Origin of the sequence: Enterococcus sp. RIT-PI-f, assembly GCF_001297065.1 — a bacterium.
GTDB lineage: Bacteria > Bacillota > Bacilli > Lactobacillales > Enterococcaceae > Enterococcus_D.
This window is the reverse complement of sequence record NZ_LHOX01000011.1, coordinates 66,993-86,082: the sequence shown is the minus strand read 5'-3', so window position 1 is coordinate 86,082 and position 19,090 is coordinate 66,993. Positions and strand designations below refer to the sequence as shown.

The 19,090-nt window shown below is 44.6% G+C and carries 17 protein-coding genes and 1 other annotated feature; of the genes, 10 read left to right on the top strand and 7 right to left on the bottom strand.

All coding sequences use genetic code 11. The features are described 5' to 3' along the window. The first annotated feature begins 4 nt into the window (after window positions 1-4). The 5 genes from AEQ18_RS04130 (at window position 5) to AEQ18_RS04110 (ending at window position 5,048) form a co-directional block, all read left to right on the top strand. Window positions 5-697, top strand: a complete 693-nt coding sequence (locus AEQ18_RS04130) for an energy-coupling factor transporter transmembrane component T family protein (RefSeq protein WP_054115101.1) — start codon at window positions 5-7, stop codon at window positions 695-697. After that, on the top strand, window positions 694-2,118 hold the full coding sequence (locus tag AEQ18_RS04125) for an ABC transporter ATP-binding protein (protein ID WP_054115100.1): 1,425 nt from the start codon (window positions 694-696) through the stop codon (window positions 2,116-2,118). Before AEQ18_RS04130 ends, AEQ18_RS04125 begins: the two co-directional genes overlap by 4 nt. A gap of 146 nt (window positions 2,119-2,264) precedes the next feature. Continuing rightward, entirely contained in the window at window positions 2,265-2,972 is a 708-nt protein-coding gene (locus AEQ18_RS04120) for a response regulator transcription factor (protein WP_054115099.1), read from the top strand. Then, complete coding sequence (locus AEQ18_RS04115; protein WP_054115098.1) at window positions 2,962-4,317, top strand: sensor histidine kinase; 1,356 nt, start codon at window positions 2,962-2,964, stop codon at window positions 4,315-4,317. Before AEQ18_RS04120 ends, AEQ18_RS04115 begins: the two co-directional genes overlap by 11 nt. A 104-nt stretch (window positions 4,318-4,421) precedes the next feature. Beyond that, a complete protein-coding gene (locus AEQ18_RS04110; protein ID WP_054115097.1) occupies window positions 4,422-5,048 on the top strand; it encodes a PepSY domain-containing protein in 627 nt (208 codons plus the stop codon). 62 nt (window positions 5,049-5,110) lie between these two features. Here the strand turns inward: AEQ18_RS04110 and AEQ18_RS15730 are convergent, their stop codons facing one another. Both AEQ18_RS15730 and AEQ18_RS04105 read right to left on the bottom strand, forming a co-directional pair. After that, window positions 5,111-5,281, bottom strand: a complete 171-nt coding sequence (locus tag AEQ18_RS15730) for a hypothetical protein (protein WP_162838219.1) — start codon at window positions 5,279-5,281, stop codon at window positions 5,111-5,113. Window positions 5,282-5,353: 72 nt separating this feature from the next. Further along, complete coding sequence (locus tag AEQ18_RS04105; RefSeq protein WP_054115096.1) at window positions 5,354-5,803, bottom strand: acyl-CoA thioesterase; 450 nt, start codon at window positions 5,801-5,803, stop codon at window positions 5,354-5,356. Between the two features lie 217 nt (window positions 5,804-6,020). Then, window positions 6,021-6,227 (top strand) — a binding site (T-box leader). Window positions 6,228-6,346: 119 nt separating this feature from the next. Here AEQ18_RS04105 and hisS point away from each other — a divergent pair. The 4 genes from hisS (at window position 6,347) to AEQ18_RS04085 (ending at window position 12,542) form a co-directional block, all read left to right on the top strand. Next, a complete protein-coding gene (gene hisS / locus AEQ18_RS04100; RefSeq protein ID WP_054115095.1) occupies window positions 6,347-7,660 on the top strand; it encodes a histidine--tRNA ligase in 1,314 nt (437 codons plus the stop codon). After that, window positions 7,657-9,432, top strand: a complete 1,776-nt coding sequence (gene aspS / locus AEQ18_RS04095; RefSeq protein ID WP_054115094.1) for an aspartate--tRNA ligase — start codon at window positions 7,657-7,659, stop codon at window positions 9,430-9,432. The genes hisS and aspS overlap by 4 nt, the downstream gene beginning before the upstream one ends. Before the next feature lie 156 nt (window positions 9,433-9,588). Beyond that, window positions 9,589-10,464, top strand: a complete 876-nt coding sequence (locus AEQ18_RS04090) for a YitT family protein (protein WP_054115311.1) — start codon at window positions 9,589-9,591, stop codon at window positions 10,462-10,464. 197 nt (window positions 10,465-10,661) lie between these two features. Then, window positions 10,662-12,542, top strand: coding sequence for an acyltransferase family protein (locus AEQ18_RS04085; protein WP_054115310.1), 1,881 nt, complete (start codon window positions 10,662-10,664; stop codon window positions 12,540-12,542). 109 nt (window positions 12,543-12,651) lie between these two features. Here the strand turns inward: AEQ18_RS04085 and dhaL are convergent, their stop codons facing one another. The 4 genes from dhaL to AEQ18_RS04065 all read right to left on the bottom strand — a co-directional run bounded on the left by dhaL (window position 12,652) and on the right by AEQ18_RS04065 (window position 17,200). Then, entirely contained in the window at window positions 12,652-13,254 is a 603-nt protein-coding gene (gene dhaL, locus AEQ18_RS04080; protein ID WP_054115093.1) for a dihydroxyacetone kinase subunit DhaL, read from the bottom strand. 16 nt (window positions 13,255-13,270) lie between these two features. After that, a complete protein-coding gene (dhaK, locus tag AEQ18_RS04075; RefSeq protein ID WP_054115092.1) occupies window positions 13,271-14,254 on the bottom strand; it encodes a dihydroxyacetone kinase subunit DhaK in 984 nt (327 codons plus the stop codon). Then, entirely contained in the window at window positions 14,251-14,655 is a 405-nt protein-coding gene (gene dhaM / locus AEQ18_RS04070) for a dihydroxyacetone kinase phosphoryl donor subunit DhaM (protein WP_054115091.1), read from the bottom strand. The genes dhaK and dhaM overlap by 4 nt, the downstream gene beginning before the upstream one ends. Window positions 14,656-14,866: 211 nt before the next feature. Then, window positions 14,867-17,200 (bottom strand): cation-translocating P-type ATPase, encoded by a 2,334-nt coding sequence (locus AEQ18_RS04065; RefSeq protein WP_054115090.1) that lies wholly within the window; start codon window positions 17,198-17,200, stop codon window positions 14,867-14,869. 230 nt (window positions 17,201-17,430) lie between these two features. On the opposite strand from AEQ18_RS04065, the gene queG reads away from it, so the two are divergent. Next, the gene (queG, locus tag AEQ18_RS04060; protein WP_054115089.1) at window positions 17,431-18,597 is read left to right on the top strand and encodes a tRNA epoxyqueuosine(34) reductase QueG; all 1,167 of its coding nucleotides are present in this window, start codon (window positions 17,431-17,433) and stop codon (window positions 18,595-18,597) included. Window positions 18,598-18,655: 58 nt separating this feature from the next. Here the strand turns inward: queG and AEQ18_RS04055 are convergent, their stop codons facing one another. Next, complete coding sequence (locus AEQ18_RS04055) at window positions 18,656-19,012, bottom strand: hypothetical protein (protein ID WP_054115088.1); 357 nt, start codon at window positions 19,010-19,012, stop codon at window positions 18,656-18,658. Window positions 19,013-19,090 lie beyond the last annotated feature (78 nt).

Sequence of the window (19,090 nt, the reverse complement as noted above, 5' to 3'; positions counted from 1 at the left end):
TGTGGTGAATAAATCAGTTTTTGACCCCCGGACCAAATTAGCTGTGATTCTTTGCGCTAGTTTTACAATGATGATCCCCGTTGGCTGGGAAGAGGAATGTCTATTCGTGACATGTCTCTTCCTGCTATTTGTATGGAGTGGTTTTTGGAAAAAAGGGCTCGCATTGTATCTATTGTTTCTGTTTTTGACTTGGACGGACCAGCGATTGTTTGCCCAAGGTGATCATCTGTGGGTATTCATCCTTGATTTCTTTTCGGTCGGCTATCGGCGGTTGCTGCCCACGATCATGGCAGCAGTCTTCGCAGTCAGCGGCACGAGAAATAGCGAATGGATGGCGGCTTTGCAAAAAATCCACATACCCAACGTATTGTTGGTTCCATTGGCGGTATTGTTTCGCTTTTTCCCAACATTGATCCAAGATTTTAAACGGATCCGGCAAGCAATGCGCTTTCGGGGAATTGGCATGAATGGCGCTTCGTTGTTCTTGCATCCCATCCAATCCCTGGAATATCTGTTGATTCCGTTGCTGATGTCTGCGGAAAAGACCGCTACTGAATTATCTGCCACTGCATTGGTGCGGGGGCTGGCGACAGACACGCGGCATACAACTGTCTACGATCAAAAGTTGCAATGGCGTGATGCGTTTGTCTTGTTGGTCCTTTGCGGCTTTTTATTGGGAGGGGTGTGGCTTACGTGATTCGATTGGCAAATGTTCAGGTGATACGAGAAAAAAGAGCTGTTTTGACAGATGTCTCCGTGATGATTCCCTCTGGCGAAGTGATCGTCTTGTGCGGTGCCAGCGGGAGCGGTAAATCAACGATCTTAAATGTATTGAATGGCTTGATTCCAGAGTTGTATCCAGCAACGGTCAGCGGTGTGATCCAAGTGGACGATATCTCGTTGCCGGTAGCTGATTTTTCAGCCTATGCCCAAAAAATTGGGGTCGTTTTTCAAAATCCGAAGACCCAGTTTTTCACCACAGATGTTTATGCTGAATTGGCCTTCTCAATGGAAAATGCTGGCATTGCCCCTCATTTGATTCGGCAGCGAATCAAGGAAACGGCAGCACAATTTGCGATTGCCCATTTACTATCTGCTAGTGTCTTTGATTTGTCTGGAGGCGAACAGCAGCTTGTGGCACTGGCTGCGGCTGCGATGCTGCCCCACGATGTATTCTTATTGGATGAACCTTCAAGTAATCTGGATGATGGGGCATTGGCGAAGTTGGTTGATGCATTGATTGCCTTGAAGCAGCAAGGAAAAACCATCGTGATCGCGGAGCATCGCTTGGCGTATCTGACTGGATTAGCGGATCGCTATTGTTTGCTTGAAGAAGGACAGATCAAAAAGCTTTATCCAGCAAATGAAATCCTCTCCTTTAGTCCGCAGATGATCCATGATCTGGGGTTAAGGCAGCTGCAAGAACCTGTAGATTTTAATGAGGGTGGATACATTGATACAGAAAAAAATGAAGCGTTGGTGATCACAGGGTTGAAGATCAAACAAACCAGAAAAAAAGCGACCCGTCCTTGGGCTGTTTCGATCCCTGCGTTAACCTTACCGATGAAACAAGCAATCGGCATTACAGGACCCAATGGAGCGGGAAAATCAACATTGGTTCAAGTGTTATCAGGGTTAAAGAAGGCGTCAAAAACTGCCTTTCATATAAATGGACAAGCAATTTCGCAAAAACAATTGTTGCAAAATAGCTTTCTGGTGATGCAAGATGTCAATTTACAGTTGTTTTTTGAGACCGTAGAAAAAGAGTTGCTGATCAAAGCTGAGAAACAGGCGGACTTCGAAAGAATCGTTGCTTTGCTGGATTTGTCTGCATTGCTGCAACGTCACCCGCAAAGTTTATCTGGCGGCGAAAAACAGCGAGTGGCTATTGGCAGTGCCTTGTTATCAGGAAAACGTTTCTTGTTTTTTGATGAACCTACCAGCGGATTGGATCTGCGGCAAATGGAAGCCGTCAGTACGTTACTTCAGCAAGTTGCCAAAGAAGTGGATCTGCTTATAGTGATCAGCCACGATCAAGAATTTCTGCGAAGAACCTGTCCGCAAGTGATTCGCTTGGCCGAAGGTATGGTGGCAGACGATGAGCAAAGATCAATCTGATAGACCGTTCCTGTTGCAGAGGGAACGGTTTTTTTGTGATTCGATCACTATATGAAAAAATCTTCATCAAATTTTGGCACAATCGATTAGCGGCAAGAAAGATTATCCGGTAAGATAGAACAAAAGAGAGCGTTAGGAGGGAGCATATGTCTTTCAAAATCTTGATTGTAGAAGATGAAGAAAGTTTAGCTAGTTTTATCCAACAAGAATTGCATTTTGAGGGATATCAGACGCTGTGGGCCAAAGACGGTCAAGCAGCATTGACGATGTTTCAAGAAGAGGTGACTTCGATAGATTTGATTTTATTGGATTGGATGCTGCCTATTTACGATGGCATGACTGTTGCGCGCCGGATACGAAAAAACAGTGAGGTGCCAATCATCATGATGACAGCGCGAAACCAAACGGCGGATATTGTGACAGGACTCGATGTCGGTTTAGATGATTATCTGACCAAACCTTTTGATATCGAAGAACTGTTTGCACGAATTCGTGTGATTGAACGGCGCATAGCGAAAATGGCACAATTGCAGCACAGCAGCCAAACCCAATGGACGGCTGGTGGATTGCACTTAGATGCGGCCAAACATTTGGTCACGATCAAGGACGAACGCATTGAACTGACCCCAAAGGAATTTGGCATCTTATATGAATTAATGAAAGAACCAGGCATTGTCAAAACCCGAGATGATTTATTGAATGAGATCTGGGGGTATCACTATGACGGACAAACCAATGTAGTAGATGTCTACATTCGGACACTACGCAACAAACTGGCTGTACACATCACAGAAGAGGTCATTGAAACTGTCCGTGGTGTGGGCTATGTTTTGAGGGCAGCAAATGAGCAATAACAAAAAGACCCTGTGGAGGCATACCGCCCAGTTTCAGCTGACACGGCAGTTCTCGCTGCTGCTGGGCGCAGTGATGCTGTTTTTCAATGTTGTGTTTATTGTTCTGTCGATTGGCTTTTTGTATGAGCGGATCGAGGATCAAACAGACAATGTTTTTGAGGCTATTGAAAAAGGGCATGCTGCAACAAGCGGATGGTCGTCCTTGATCGATGCTTATGTATCTGCAGATGAAGAAAATGCATTGCGGGTACAACAGCCAGATGGCACAGTCTACGTATCCGAAGAGGGGCAGGAAGTGTTTTCTGCATTGGCTGCAGGCAAGATCACGCCTTTGCTAGAAGGCGTAGTTTTTAGTGAAGAAGGGGTTTATTTTTCGAAAACGGAAAGCATCAATGGAGACCAAGTCAACGTCGCGATGAATGCAGAAGCTAGTGTGGAATTGGCCTATGGGTTGTTGTGGATCAGCAGCTTATTGAATCTTGCCGCGGTTGTGATCGGCAGTCTGTTGATATATTGGCGAGTAGGCAAATGGAGTCGAAAGTTGACCTTGATGGCCAGTGAAATTACAGCGATCGAGTCGGGTGGGCAGGGAGAGTTAACAGTGGTAGACGAACCTGTTGAGATTCAATCAGTCGCTGTTTCTTTCAATCAACTGCTGAAAGACCAGCGGGAAACGATCGCCCGTGAAAAGCAGTTTATCGCTGATGCATCACACGAATTGCGCACACCTTTAGCGGCGATTCGCGGACACGTTCAACTGATTCAGCGCCGTAGTGAGGCACATCCGGAGATCATTCCATCCTCTCTAGCCTTTATCGATAAAGAATCCAAACGCTTAGAGGGCTTGAGCAATCAATTACTGGATATGGACAGGCAACAAGTGAAGAGAGAGACAGCAACGTTGAATGTTGGCCAGCTGATCCGAGAAATATGCGAAAAACAAGCGATCGTTAGTCCGCAAACCATCGATTATACGATTGACGAGCCACTGCTGATGAAAGGTGTAAAAACCGATTTTCAACAAATTGCGCAAAATCTGCTGGAAAATGCAGCCAAATATTCCCCGGATGATGGGATGATCCATGTGCGCTTTTGTCAACAAGGCAGTCAGGTATGTTTGACAGTGGCGGATCAAGGCATAGGGGTTCCTGATGATAAGAAAGAGCGGATCTTTGATCGCTTTTATCGTGTAGAGGATTCCCGATCGAGTGAGATCGCCGGTTCAGGGATCGGCTTAGCATTGGTCAAGCAAATTGCTGATCAGTACCACGCAACGATCACTGTGACGGACAATCAAGTGCAGGGAAGTGTGTTTACGGTTTGTTTTCCTTTGAGTAAAGAATAAATGAACATTTCTTCATCTAACCTTCAAGCATTTTTGATTCTTTTTGATCGCGTACTTGGTATGCTAAAGGTACAAACAAGAAAGCTTATAGGAGGAAACATCAAATGAAGAAAACAACGATTTTTATGGGGATTGCCTTTCTCGGATTATTGGCTGGATGCACCCAAAACACGACGCAAAGCAGCTCAGCACAAAGCACTGACAGCAGTGCGTCAACGGCAATGTCTGCCACAACTTCAACCGAGCAAAGCGCCAGCGGGGAGACGGCACATGCGACAGGGGACTTGCCTTCAGTAACTGTGGATGAAGCTATCCAAATCTTTCAAGATACGTATCCGGATGCCGTCGTCACTTCTTTGGAATTGGACACGACTTTCGGTAATTACTTTTATAAAATCGAAGGTGTAGACGATACCAACGAATATGAATTAACGATCGATGCAGAAACCAAATCGGTTTCTGATGAGCGGACAGAAAAACTAGATGCAGATGAACAAAACGGCGTCAAAAAGGCCGAAGATCAATTGGACACGCAAGACTTACTGTCCTTGACTGAAATATCCGATATCGCTCTCCAAGAAGTGGGTGGCGGCGAAGCCACAGATTGGGATCTGGATAAAGAAATGAATGTGACGTATTGGGAAGTCAAGGTGCAAGAGGGAAATACCAAAACCAATGTCAAAATCAATGCCCAAACTGGCGAAGTCTTAGAAACGGAAATCGATGACTAAACGCTTTGAAGATAACAAACAGCAGCTGGATTCTTTGATAAAAGAATCCAGCTGCTGTTTGTTTACGTATGTTGTTTGACTTCTTTCAACGGTTTGACGCGACCACCAATTTTAGCTGCAAATGCTTCGGACTGTTGCCGATCTTCAAAGACCCATAATTTGTCTGGAATTTTTTCACGTGTGCGACGACCATCTTTGCCTATGTACCCATGCAAAACTTTGATAACGTACATCGCCATCTTCCTTCCCTGAAATTACCTTTGATTATACGAAAGCAGTTTCAAAAAGCAAGTATAATGCCTCGATCAGGCCTCTTTTGCCGTAGTTTCAGACAGGGCAGCATAGTCAGCAAAGCGTTGATGGATCTCAGGGAATTGGCGTTTTAACTGTACCAGACGGTTTGTCTCTTTGGCTAAGAAGCAATGTTGAGAAGTACCGATCGTCGTCAATTGACCATCGCTGGTTTTAGAGATTTCATAGCGGAAATCCAAACGTGTACCTGTGTACTTATCGACCAATACCTTGATCAAAACTTCGTCTTCATAGTGAATCATTTGTTTATATTGCGCAGACACACCCAAAACTGGGACAATCAGGCCTACTGATTCAATCGTATGATACGGCAAATCTAAATAAGCCAAAAGTTCGACACGGGCTTCCTCGAACCAGCGGATATAGTTGCTGTGGTGAATGATGGCCATTTGATCGGTTTCGTAATAATGGGGTTTGCGGATATAGCCAGGATATAAAGACATAATCAGACTCCTTTTTTTAGCTGTGGTTGTTACTCAGCATAACCCAATTTGAACGAAAAGCAAAGCAAACTTGGCGCGCATTTTTTACTTGGTACAATGGAATGATCACCGCGTCCACTATTTACAAAAAAGGCTGAAAATATGCGATCAAAAGGTTTGAAAAAATCTTGAAAAATCTTGACATTTCACCTTGTTTCTTGTAGTTTATAGATAATATCTATTATCGATGAAGGATCGAGTACTTTGATTTTCCCCCTTAAAAGAGAGAACTGCCATGGCTGAAAGCAGTGAAGGAGCAAACAAAGGAAAGACAATCTGGAGATGAACAGAAGCAAAGCTGTTCCGTGACCGAGCGTTAATCGTGATGAGGAGAAAGCAATTTCTCGAATTTAGGTGGTACCGCGTGTGATAACTCGCCCTTGTGAACAAACAAGGGCGGGTTTTTTTGTTGTCAAGCAGTACGGACAAGAAAGCAATACATATAGAGCAGCAGCCAGAAGGTATATGACGAGCAAGACCCAAACAATAGGAGGATGAACGAGCATGAGTTACCAACGTCCAAAAGGGACCAATGATATTTTACCCGGTGAATCGGAGAAATGGCAGTTTCTGGAAGAAACGGCACGGTTGGTCTTTCGTGACTATCAATTTAATGAAATCCGCACACCAATCTTTGAACACTTTGAAGTGATTGCCCGCAGTGTCGGGGATACGACTGATATTGTATCGAAAGAAATGTATGACTTCCACGACAAAGGGGAGCGCCATATTACCTTACGGCCAGAAGGTACAGCACCGATCGCCCGTTCTTATGTGGAAAACAAACTATTTGGACCGGAATACACCAAACCGTATAAAGTATTCTATATGGGACCGATGTTTCGCTATGAACGGCCGCAAAAGGGCCGTTTGCGCCAATTTCATCAAATCGGTGTCGAAGTCTTTGGTTCAGCGAATCCCGCAACGGATGCTGAAACGATGGCCATGGCCATGGACTTTTACCGCCAACTTGGCTTGAATCAATTGCGCTTAGTCATCAATTCATTGGGAGACAAAGAAACCCGCCAAAATTATCGCCAAGCATTGATCGATTACTTGGTGCCTCATGAGGCAGAACTGAGTGAAGACTCAAAACGCCGCCTCCATGAAAATCCATTGCGGGTTTTGGACAGCAAAGACAAACGCGATCAAAAATTTGTCGCCGATGCCCCATCTATCTTGGATTATTTGACGCCTGAGGCAAAAGCCCACTTTGATACAGTGACGACCATGTTGGATGCTTTAGGGGTTGCTTATGAAGTGGATTCGACGATGGTGCGCGGATTGGATTATTATACCCACACGATTTTTGAAATTATGAGTGATGCACCCAAAATGGGCGCACAAGCTACGATTTGTGCTGGTGGCCGCTATAATCATTTGGTAGAAGAGCTAGGTGGACCAGCCACACCAGGTTTTGGTTTTGCTTTAGGGATGGAACGTTTATTGTTAACGCTAGAAGCAGAAGAAGTCGTGATCCCTGCATTGAATCAACTAGATGCGTATGTCGTTGGTTTAGGACAAGAAACCAATATAGAAGCATTGAAAGTCGTGCAAGCCATTCGCAACTTTGGTTTTTCGGCTGATCGGGACTTTATGGATCGCAAGGCCAAAGCACAATTCAAATCGGCTGATAAACAAGGGGCACAGTTGGTGCTGACTTTAGGTGAAACCGAGTTGGCACAACAAGTCATCAATATCAAATCAATGGCTAGTCGAGTAGAAAAACAATTTCCGCTGGTAGCACTTTATGATCATTTCGATGAAATCTATGACGAAATGACCACGACTATGATCGAACAAGGAGAAGAAAAATGAGTAAACGTACAGTATATTGCGGGCGCGTATCAGACGCCCAATTAAATCAAACAATCACCTTGAAAGGCTGGGTCCAAAAGCGTCGGGATCTAGGGGGCGTCATCTTTATCGATTTACGCGATCGTGAAGGGATCGTTCAAATCGTCTTTAATCCAGAAGTATCAAAAGAAGCATGGGAAATTGCAGATAAATGCCGCAGTGAATACGTATTGGAAGTCACAGGTGAAGTGATCAATCGGGCGCCAGAAGCAATCAATCCGAAAATGGTTACTGGACAATATGAAGTGATGATCACCGATATCACGATCTTAAACACGGCCAAAACACCGACGTTCTTGATTGAAGACGACCAAACCGTCAGCGACGAAATTCGTATGAAGTACCGTTATTTAGATTTGCGTCGGCCGAAAATGACGCAAAATATCGTGATGCGGGCGAAGACGACACAGTCGATCCGCAATTTCTTAGACAATCACGACTTTTTGGATATCGAAACGCCTTATTTAGCAAAATCAACGCCAGAAGGTGCCCGGGACTATTTGGTGCCATCAAGGGTCCATCCAGGCCATTTTTATGCGTTGCCGCAATCACCACAAATTTTCAAACAATTATTGATGGGGGCAGGCTTTGATCGGTACTACCAAATCGTACGCTGCTTCCGTGACGAAGATTTGCGTGGCGACCGTCAACCAGAATTTACGCAAGTCGATATCGAAACAACCTTCTTAACTGCGGAAGAAATCCAAACGTATACAGAAGAAATGCTGGCAAAAGTCATGCGAGAAGTCAAAGGGCTAGACGTGACATTGCCTTTCCCACGAATCACATATGATGAAGCAATGGGTCGTTACGGCAGTGACAAACCAGATACCCGTTTTGACATGGAACTGATCGATTTGTCTGACGTTGTCAAAGCGGTGGACTTCAAAGTCTTCCAAATGGCGCTTGAAAAAGGCGGCGTTGTGAAAGTCTTGAATGCGAAGGGTGCTGCGGACAAATATTCTCGTAAAGATATGGACAACTTAGGTCATTATGCAGGCCAGTTTGGGGCGAAAGGTTTGGCTTGGGTCAAAGTGGAAGCTGATGGGCTGAAAGGGCCAATCGCAAAATTCTTGACTGAAGTTACTGACGAGATCATTGCCGCTGCCAATGCTGAAGTTGGGGACATTTTGATGTTCGGTGCTGATTCTTTTGCTGTGGTATCAGCGACCCTAGGCGCGATCCGTAATAAACTGGGCAAAGAACTTGGTTTGATCGATGAAAGCAAATTTAATTTCTTATGGGTCACTGATTGGCCGCAATTTGAGTATGATGATGAAGCGGGTCGTTTTGTTTCAGCCCATCACCCATTCACGTTGCCAAAAGAAAGTGATATCCCATTATTGGCGACTGATCCTGCAAAAGTCTATGCTGAGGCGTATGATATTGTCTTGAATGGCTACGAATTAGGCGGCGGTTCTTTGCGGATCCATGATCGGGCTGTGCAAGAGCAAATGTTTGAAACATTAGGTTTCTCCCGACGTGAAATGCAAGCACAATTTGGTTTCTTGTTAGATGCATTAGATTATGGCTTCCCACCACATGGCGGTATCGCTTTAGGATTGGATCGCTTGGCGATGTTGTTGGCAGGAGAAGACAACATCCGCGAAGTCATCGCCTTTCCAAAAAATGGGAAAGCTGCAGACCCAATGTCACAAGCGCCAAGTACCGTATCACCAATGCAATTGTTTGACTTGAGTATCGATGTCACAACAGTTGAAGAAGACGAATAGATAAAACGATTTGAAGAAATGAGTAATGAATCAGAAACTGATGAAGGAATGAATATATTTCATGAGAATTTGTCGATTTCTTTCATTGTTCATTTCTTTTTTTGTTTGCTGACGTATAATAAGACCAAAATCACAAAAGCGAGGCTGCAAAATGCAATGAATCCCCTATTTAAATGGCTCCCACACCCAGACTATGCGAGTAAATTATCCTTTTCTGTCGTTTATGCATTATTGGCATCAATTGCCGTCAATTTCTTTTATCAACCAGGTCATATCTATTCCAGCGGTATTACAGGGGTTGCCCAAATCATTACCACACTATCGAAAGATTGGCTTGGAGTCTATCTGCCTGTATCTCTGACATTACTGTTGCTGAATATCCCGCTGTTTTTTATTGGCTGGTTCAAAATTGGGCACAAGTTTACGATCTTTACTGGTATCACTGTTTTATTGACATCATTGTTTGTCCAAGTACTACCGGAAGAAACGGTAACGACTGATCCAATGATCTGTGCCATTTTCGGTGGCGCCATCAGCGGTGTTGGGATCGGCTATGCATTAAAAAACGGCTTGTCTTCTGGCGGTTTGGATTTTATCAGTATTGCGATCCGCAAACGGACGGGCCGAACGATTGGCTCGATCTCGATCGGGTTTAATATCGTGATTTTGTTTGCTGCGGGTATTTTGTTCGGATGGCAATACGCATTGTATAGTGCAATTGCGATTTTTGTCAGCGGCAAAGTGACGGATGCTGTTTTTACCAAACAAAAGAAGATGCAAGTCACGATCATCACTAGAAACCCCGAAGAAGTGATCCAAACGATTCAAAGACATATGCGTCGCGGGATCACCATCATCAATGAAGCAGAGGGTGCTTACAAACATGATAAACAAACCGTCTTGTTGACTGTCGTGACACGGTTTGAATTGCCAATGTTGCGCAGTGCCATGAAAGAGTCTGATCCGAAAGCCTTTGTCAGTATTGCGGACAATGTGCAAATCTTGGGTCGTTTTTATGAAGAAGAATTATAAGATAAAGCATGAGAAAAGTATTTCGTTGATGAAATACTTTTTTTATACAAAAATTAATTTTTTTAGAAATATAACAAAAGGTGCTAGCTTAAAGGGGGTCATTTCTGGTAAATTATGAGAGAATGACATAAGCAGGTTTTTTTGTCATTTATTTACGAGAAAAGCAAATGGATCAATTTGAGAAAAGTGGTTGGATAATGAGCAAACGTTTAAGCACAAGCCGTTACATCACAGGTTTCGATGGTATTCGAACATTAGCAGTGATCGGCGTTATTTTATATCATTTATTGCCTACCCAAATGCGGGGCGGGTATTTAGGCGTACCAGTATTTTTTGTTGTATCGGGTTATTTGATCACGGACTTGCTGCGGCAAGAATGGGATCAAAATGGGAAAATAAAGGTGATTGATTTCTATGTTAGGCGGATGAAACGTCTTTATCCCGGCATGGTCGTGATGCTAGGACTGGCAGCTGCCTATATCACCTTATTCCAGCGTAATTTGTTGAACAATCTACGAGGTGTCGTGGTTAGTTCCCTGCTGTATTATAATAATTGGTGGCAAATCAACCATGGGTTATCTTACTTTGACCGATTTGGCAATGAGTCCCCTTTTACACATTTATGGTCTTTGGCAGTAGAAGGACAGAATTACTTGATTTGGCCGTTGGTGTTCATTCTGTTGATGAAGATCGGTAAGAAGCGAAGCAGGGTTTTCAATGTTGTAGCAGGTATCACCGTTTTTTCAGGTATTTTGTTCGCAGTGTTGTATACGCCGGGGGCGGATCCAACGAGGGTATATTATGGTACAGATACCCGTTTGTTCTCTATTTGGATGGGGAGTGCACTGGCTTTTATCTGGCCAACGACTCACTTGAAAAAAGAAATTCCTATCAAGGCCAAACGGATATTGAATCTGTCAGGGATCGTTTCGCTGCTGGGATTGGTGTTCGCCTTCTTCTTGCTGGATGATCATTTGACCTTCGTCTATTATGGCGGCATGTTTTTGATCAGTATACTGGCCACGGTACTCGTCGCGGTGACTGCCCATCCTGGGGCTAGTCTGAATCGGCTGTTGACCAATCCGTTGTTTAGTTATATTGGCAAGCGCAGTTATGGGATCTATTTATATCAATTCCCAGTGATGATCTTTTATGAATCAAAAGTAGGCAATATTGGGGAGAATGTTCTGCTGCACACGTTGGTTGAACTGTTCTTGATTTTACTTTTTAGTGAGCTGTCGTATCGTTTTATCGAGAACCCACTACGAAAATTCAAATACAAGCATACAGTAAGCACCGTGCGTGGATGGTTTACAAAGCCTATCTTTAGTTGGAAAAAGCCATGGGTGATTCCGGGGACATTGATCACCATGATTGCGTTAGTTGGGATTATCTCAGCGCCAACGAACTATGTGGATGCGCAACAGCAGCAATTGAAAGATACGATTGCTGCCAATAAGAAAGCGGCAGAAGAAACCCAAAAAAATGCCAACGGAGATAGTGCGCAAAGCAGTACGGACAGCAGTGATGCTGCCGATACTACTGAAGCTGAACAAGATATCATGACCAAATACGCGTTGACAGAAGCGCAACTCAAAAAGGCTGAATCACTGGAGATCACCGCTTTTGGCGACTCCGTGATGCTGGATGCCACAGCCGATCTTCAAGAATTATTTCCCCAAGCAGTTGTTGATGGCGATGTCGGCAGGCAGTTGTATGCCAGCCCTGATCTGATCAAATCATTGAAAGATCAAGGTTTATTGCGAGATACGGTCTTGGTTGGCTTAGGGACAAACGGCTCATTTACGGAAGCGCAATTCGATAGTTTTATGAGTGAGATCGGGGATCGCAATGTGTATTGGGTCAATGTGCGTGTACCGACGCAACGTTGGCAGAATGAAGTCAATCGCATGCTGGAAAAAATGGCGGATAAATATGACAATATGACGTTGATCGATTGGTATGACTTGAGCAACAGCCAAGAATCTTGGTTTTATGAAGACCGGGTCCATCCGAATCCAGATGGCATGGTTGAATACGTGAAGTTAGTTGCCCAAACGATTTTAGCGGAGGATTAAACAAACGAAACACCCAAGCAACAGATGTTAGCTGCGACAATTGGTCAGCAGCTTGCATCGTGCGTGCTTGGGTGTTTTTTTTGTAAAATGCGCTGTAATCGATCTTTGGTTATGGTTCGATCACCGTAAGCAAGGTTTTAAAAAGAATAGCGCTGGAAGCTGCCCCCGGGTCGATATGACCAATTGCCCGTTCGCCTAGATACGAAGCCCGGCCTTTTTTGGCTACAAGTTCGCTAGTATGAGCTTCAGCTGTGTCGATATCTGACTTGGAAAGGCCGCCTTTTTGCAAAGCCTCCGCGGCAGGTTGCCAGACATCAACCATCGTTTTGTCTTCGAATTCGGCTTTGCCTCGTTGTTTGATGCCGGCGAGTCCTTCGGCAATGATGTCCCCTAGTGCTTCATACGAAGTGATCTCATCTAATTCTTTGGTGGCTTTGGTCATGTTCATAAAGGCGGAACCGTACAAAGGACCAGAAGCACCGCCAACTTTTGAGATCAAAGCCATCGAGAGTACTTTGAAGGTATCACTGATTGTTTGTGGTGATTGTTTTTGAAAAGCCTCTTGATAAGCCGCGACGCCGCGGGCCATGTTGTTGCCATGATCGCCATCACCGATAGGGGTATCTAAATCACTTAAATAGGCTTTGTTGTCTTCAATGGCAGTTGTAAATGTGTTTAACCAAGTTTGGATCGATTCAGTTGTCAGATTCATTTGGTGGTTCACTCCTTTACCATGCAATAGTTGTCACAGGGGCGGTCAGTGCCTCTGTGTAGTCTGTATCTGTACAGTCGATCAAGGTCAAGGATAAGCCTTGCATATCGATCGAGGTCATATAATTACCAACTTTGTGGAAGCAAACGGTGACGGCTTTTTCGGCCAATAGTTGTTCAACGTCATTGGCAAAGACGAAGAGTTCCATCAAAGGTGTACCACCCATACCATTGATCAAGACGCCAATTTTTTTGGGTGTTTGTTCATAATCGGACAGTAGTTTTTCAACCAACTCTTTGGCCAAATCCTTTGAGGGCTGTAATTTTTCTCGCCGATAGCCTGGTTCTCCGTGGATGCCGACACCATATTCGATTTCGTCGTCAGCCAACGCAAAACCGGGTTTGCCAACTTCTGGGACTGTGGCAGCTTTCAAGGCAACACCAATCGTTTTGATTTTTGCAACGATCGTATCGCCGAGGGTTTTTAGTTCTGCTAAAGAGGTGCCGTTGCGGGCAGCATTGCCAAGAATCTTGTGTACAAGGATTGTCCCTGCAACACCACGTTTGCCAGCGGTATAGGTACTGTTTTCAACGGCGATGTCATCATCAACGACAACGATCTCTGTTTGGATATCTTCCATATCAGCCATATCCTTAGCCATTTCAAAATTTAAAATATCACCTGTATAATTTTTGACGATCAACAAGACACCCTGTCCTTGATCGGCGGCCTGGATACCATGCAAAATCTGATCAGGTGTAGGGGAAGTGAAGACATCTCCTAAAACGGCAGCACTTAGCATACCGTCGCCAACAAAGCCAGCATGCGCCGGTTCGTGGCCACTGCCGCCACCAGATACCAAACCAACTTGCGGCTGCTGATCATTTTTTGCAAGCACCCGTGTATCTTCAACTTGATGGATCAAATGCGGATAACTACCTGCCAATCCTGCCAACATTTCTTCGACGATCTTGCTTGGATCATTGATAATTTTTTTCATGCTGTGGGCCATCCTTTCTCTGCTGCTTTTTTTGCTTCTGCTGTGATTTGCGCTAAATCATCACTGAAACCGGCGGTTATGGCTGCCGCGAAGGCGCCTTCTACCAATGGTGCATCGATCAAATGATATCTCTCCTGCTGTTCAGGTGCTAACATATCGTAGGCAAGTTCCGCATTCAGCACGGCACTGCCTAAATCGGCAAAGACGAGGATCAGCGCCGTTTGATCGGATTCATTGACAGCGTCTATGATTTTTGTGGCATCAGAACCTAATGCGCCATCCGCGGTACCGCCAAGCGCATAAAGAGTTACCGTCTGCGTATCTGCCATATCTTCAATCATTTGTTTTAAGCCTTCAGTAAGTTGTTGACTGTGAGAAACGAGTAAAATACTTTTTTTCATGCATGATCACCAACGCTTTCTGAGCAAATTTGCAGCACAGTTCAGTCATTTTGTCCGCATTAAAAAATAAAAGGCACATAACGATTGTAACCGCCTACAAGATTAGTATAACAAATTTTCAAAATCTTGCATGGATTTCATTTGGTCAGTGGGGGATGGGCCTATCCATGAAAAAAACGTCCCCGTAAATATACGGAAACGTCTAAGTATGTCATTCGTGTTGTGCTTTTGCTAGGCGCATGGCTGTCCACTTTTTGGCCAATAAAGACAAGCCGGTGAACAAAATGATATTGATGACCATCAATCCTATGAAATAAGGCAATGTCACGGCTGTTAAGAAACTGATTTCCAATAAGTGATGGAAGAGCATCGCAGCCACATAGATGCCTATCGTGGTGGAGATTGCTAAGAAAAGACGTAGCGGATTTAACGGCAGACAGGCACGGATCACTGCCAAACAACTGATCCCAATCAACAAATAATACAATAATGTTGTGGTATCGCCTGCGTGCCAACCGTAATCGGTTTGCAAGAAGCGCACAGCGAAGTAATTCACGAGCACGAGCAAGGCATTAGGTAAAGCATGCAGCAAGGCAGTAGACAAGTAGTTTCCATGAATGCGTTGCTTATTTTCTTCGAAAGATAAAAAGAAAGAAGGATAGCCTTCGATCGCTAAATCAATCAAGGTGATTTGGATCGGCAAGAATGGAAAGGCACTGGAAGTCAAAATACAAATCAGGGACAAGAGAAAACTGTAGATCGTTTTGATAAAAAAGATCCCTGAGGCTTTGGTCACATTATTGACCACCCGGCGGCCTTCAAACAAGACATCTGGCAATGTGGTGAAGTCGGAGTCCAATAAGACAAAATTGGCGATTTGTCTTGCGGCACTATCCCCAGCAGCCATGGCAATGCTGACATCGGCTTCCCGCAAGGCCAACACATCATTGACGCCATCACCAGTCATGGCGACAGTTCGGTTGGCGGCTTTTAATTCTTCCACCAGTAATTTCTTTTGTTCAGGCGTGACACGGCCGAAAACTGTATAGCGCAAGGCTGCGGCGCGAACGTCTTCTTCTGAAGATAAAGTGGATAGATCAATGGCTTTTTCGGCATAAGGGACACCGGCACGTTGGGCAATCGCCGCGACAGCGATTGGATTATCCCCAGAGATCACTTTCAAATCAATGCCTTCATCGGAGAGATAAGCCAAGGTTTCTTGGGCGTTTTGGCGGATAATGTCTGATAAGACAATGACAGCTATCGCTTGTGCGTCAGTAGGATCAAACGCTTCTGCGGTGTGTTGTGCTGTTGATGAATGGGCCAAAATCAGTACCCGCAAACCGGCCATTTGTGCTGCCTTGACTTCAGGTAATTCCCCGCAGTCAGCGACTTTTTCTGGCGCCCCCAAATAGAGCGTACCTAGTGAATCGAAAGAAACAGCGCCCCATTTGCGTTCGGAAGAAAAGGGGAGCATGGTTACAGGGGTTTGTGCTGCGCTGACAGGCAAAGCTTCTCGCAAGGCTTGCATGGTCAAGTTATTATCGGTACTTGCGGCTAAATAATGACCAAGGAACACATGAGGATCGACTGTATCCTGCAATGGCAGCACGTCTTCTAAGCGCATTTTGCCTTCTGTCAACGTACCAGTTTTGTCTAGACAAAGGGTATCGACATGGGCCAATGTTTCAATCGCATGCATTTCTTGGACAAGGATCCTTTTTTTGGCAAGTTTGATCACACCTGTCGTCAAAGCGATGCTGATCAGCAGGACAAGGCCTTTAGGTAACATGCCCAATAAAGCTGCGGCAGAAACGATCACCGAAGATTTGATGCCTGTATCTCGCAAGAAATAAGCTTGCAAAAATAAGATGACGCCAAGAGGAACGATCACATAGCTGGTGAATTGTGACACCCGACGAATCGATGAAACCAATTCAGAACGTATAGGTTTGTGGACTTTGGCTTCATTGCTTAGTTTCGCTGCGTAATTATCAGCACCCACATGAAGAACTTCAGCCGTGACCTCGCCACTCACAATAAAGCTGCCAGATAATAAACGATCCCCTGCTTGTTTGACAACAAGATCGGCTTCACCTGTCAGCATGGCTTCATTGACTTCCACGCGTCCAGATTGAATCGTTAAGTCAGCAGGGATCTGATCCCCTGCGCCAAGTACCACCCAGTCGCCAAGTACCAATTCCTTCGAGGTGTGGCTGCTGATTTGACCATCCCGCCACACCCGCAAAGTTTGAGGTGCAATAAGCGAGAGCTTTTTGACCAGATTCCGCGCATGAATTTCTTGACTGATCCCGATGGTGATATTGACCAAGATGATCACCAGATAAAACATATTCGAGTAGGCACCAACTGCAAATAAGAAGATACCAATCAGTATATTCAAAAAATTGAATAAGGTGAATATATTGTCCTGAATAATGGCTGTAGTTGTTTTACTGGCAGTGGTTTCATAGTCATTATGCAAGCCAGCTGCTGTTTTTTTGGCTGCTTCTGCAGAAGTCAGCCCAATCGTTGTTTGATCCATAATCTTCTCCATTTCACTTTTTCTTTTATTAGTCTAGCATGACAGACCTTTGAAGTAACCAATGATAACGGTAACAAATCAAAGCTAATTGAAATCTTAAAATTTTGTACGCATTTTTCGATGTATACAAACCAAAAAGAGCTAGATATCGACATTCTGCATTTCCTTTCGTATAATGGGAGAATAAAAAAATATGCTTTGAACGGTCAGTTATCAAAAGAGGAGCAACTATGTCTTTAAAAGAAAAAATTATCGCTGAAAGCAAGCGGTTAGGCATCGATAAAATTGGGTTTGCATCTGCAGAACCTTTCACTTATTTAGAAGAATCACTGCGAGAACAAAAGGCCAAAGGGCATACCTCGGGTTTTGAACATCCAGTGATCGAGGAGCGTATCTATCCTGAGCGGACTTTCGAGAATCCCCAAACAATCATCGCCATTGCACTAGCTTATCCAACAAAAATCAAAGAAAAAGTACCTAGAGATGAAAAAAGAGGCATGTTTGCCCGTGCTTCTTGGGGAATCGATTATCATGATGTGCTGCGTGACCGTTTAGATAAGTTGATTGCCTTTATCCAAGCGCAAGCAGCATCTATGGAAGCAGCGGAAGACTGGCGATTTGCACCGCAAGTGGATACTGGAGAATTGGTGGACGTTGCTGCAGCACAACGAGCTGGACTAGGTTTCGTAGGACGTAATGGGTTATTGATCACGGAGGAGTTTGGTTCTTTTGTTTATTTAGGAGAAATCGTCACCAATATCACCTTGGCCCCAGACGAAGAAGTGCCTTTTGGTTGTGGAGAATGTACCCGCTGTATCACAGCTTGTCCCACCAAAGCACTGCTAGGAGACGGCCGGATGAATGCGCAACGCTGTCTCTCTTATCAAACACAAACCAAAGGGATGATGCCTGAGGAATATCGGAAGAAGATGCACAATGTGATCTACGGTTGTGATATCTGCCAACTGGTTTGTCCGTATAATCGAGGCAAAGATTTTCATTTTCATGCTGAGATGGAACCGGAAGTAGAGACTGTCTATCCTAAATTGAAACCGATGCTTTCGCTCTCCAACAAAGACTTTAAAGTACAATTTGGCCATTTATCTGGTTCATGGCGCGGCAAGAAGCCCTTGCAGCGCAATGCCATCATTGCCTTAGCCAATGTCGGCGATCGTAGTGCCTTGCCAGACATTTGGCGGTGCGCCACTGAAGATGTAAGGCCCGTGATTCGGGGGACCGCTTATTGGGCGATAGGTCAATTAGGGGTGAAAGAACCGGCGCTTTGGCTGGCCCGCTTGCAAGAGTGCCAATCCCTTGATCCAGAAGAAGAAGCCCAACAAGAACTAGGCCCGGCTATCGCCCGTTTGCAAGCTGTGTTAGACAAACAAGCACCATAAGCAATTTCCGCAAACAAACAAAGAAGAAGCGACCTGTAACAGGTTCGCTTCTTCTTTGTTAGTCTAGAACGTCATCGCTTTCAACGATTTCTTCTGCTTCAAGTTCAAAGTCAGGCGCTGGATGGACTCTTTCTGGCAGTTCCATTTCCAATTCGCCTTCGCCGCTATACTGATTGTCCGTGTCGGCGACGTCGATCAAAATGTCTTCAGGCAATTCTTGATCCAAGCGATACCCCTCTGCATGACGGGTATCTAATAAGGCCAACAGATGCTGCCATTCATCTTTAGAAATGACCACCACGTCGATACCTTCTGTATTTTGGATCTCAACGACAGAAGACAAATCAGTGCCGACAGTTTTAATGATATTTTCTAATGACCATTTGGTATTTTCTAAATCGATTTTTTGTGTCATAGTGTGTGCTCCTTTTTTGACTAAATTGGTTGCTCCTTTAATTGTAACGGGAAATGGGTCAAAATCAAAATAGGACGA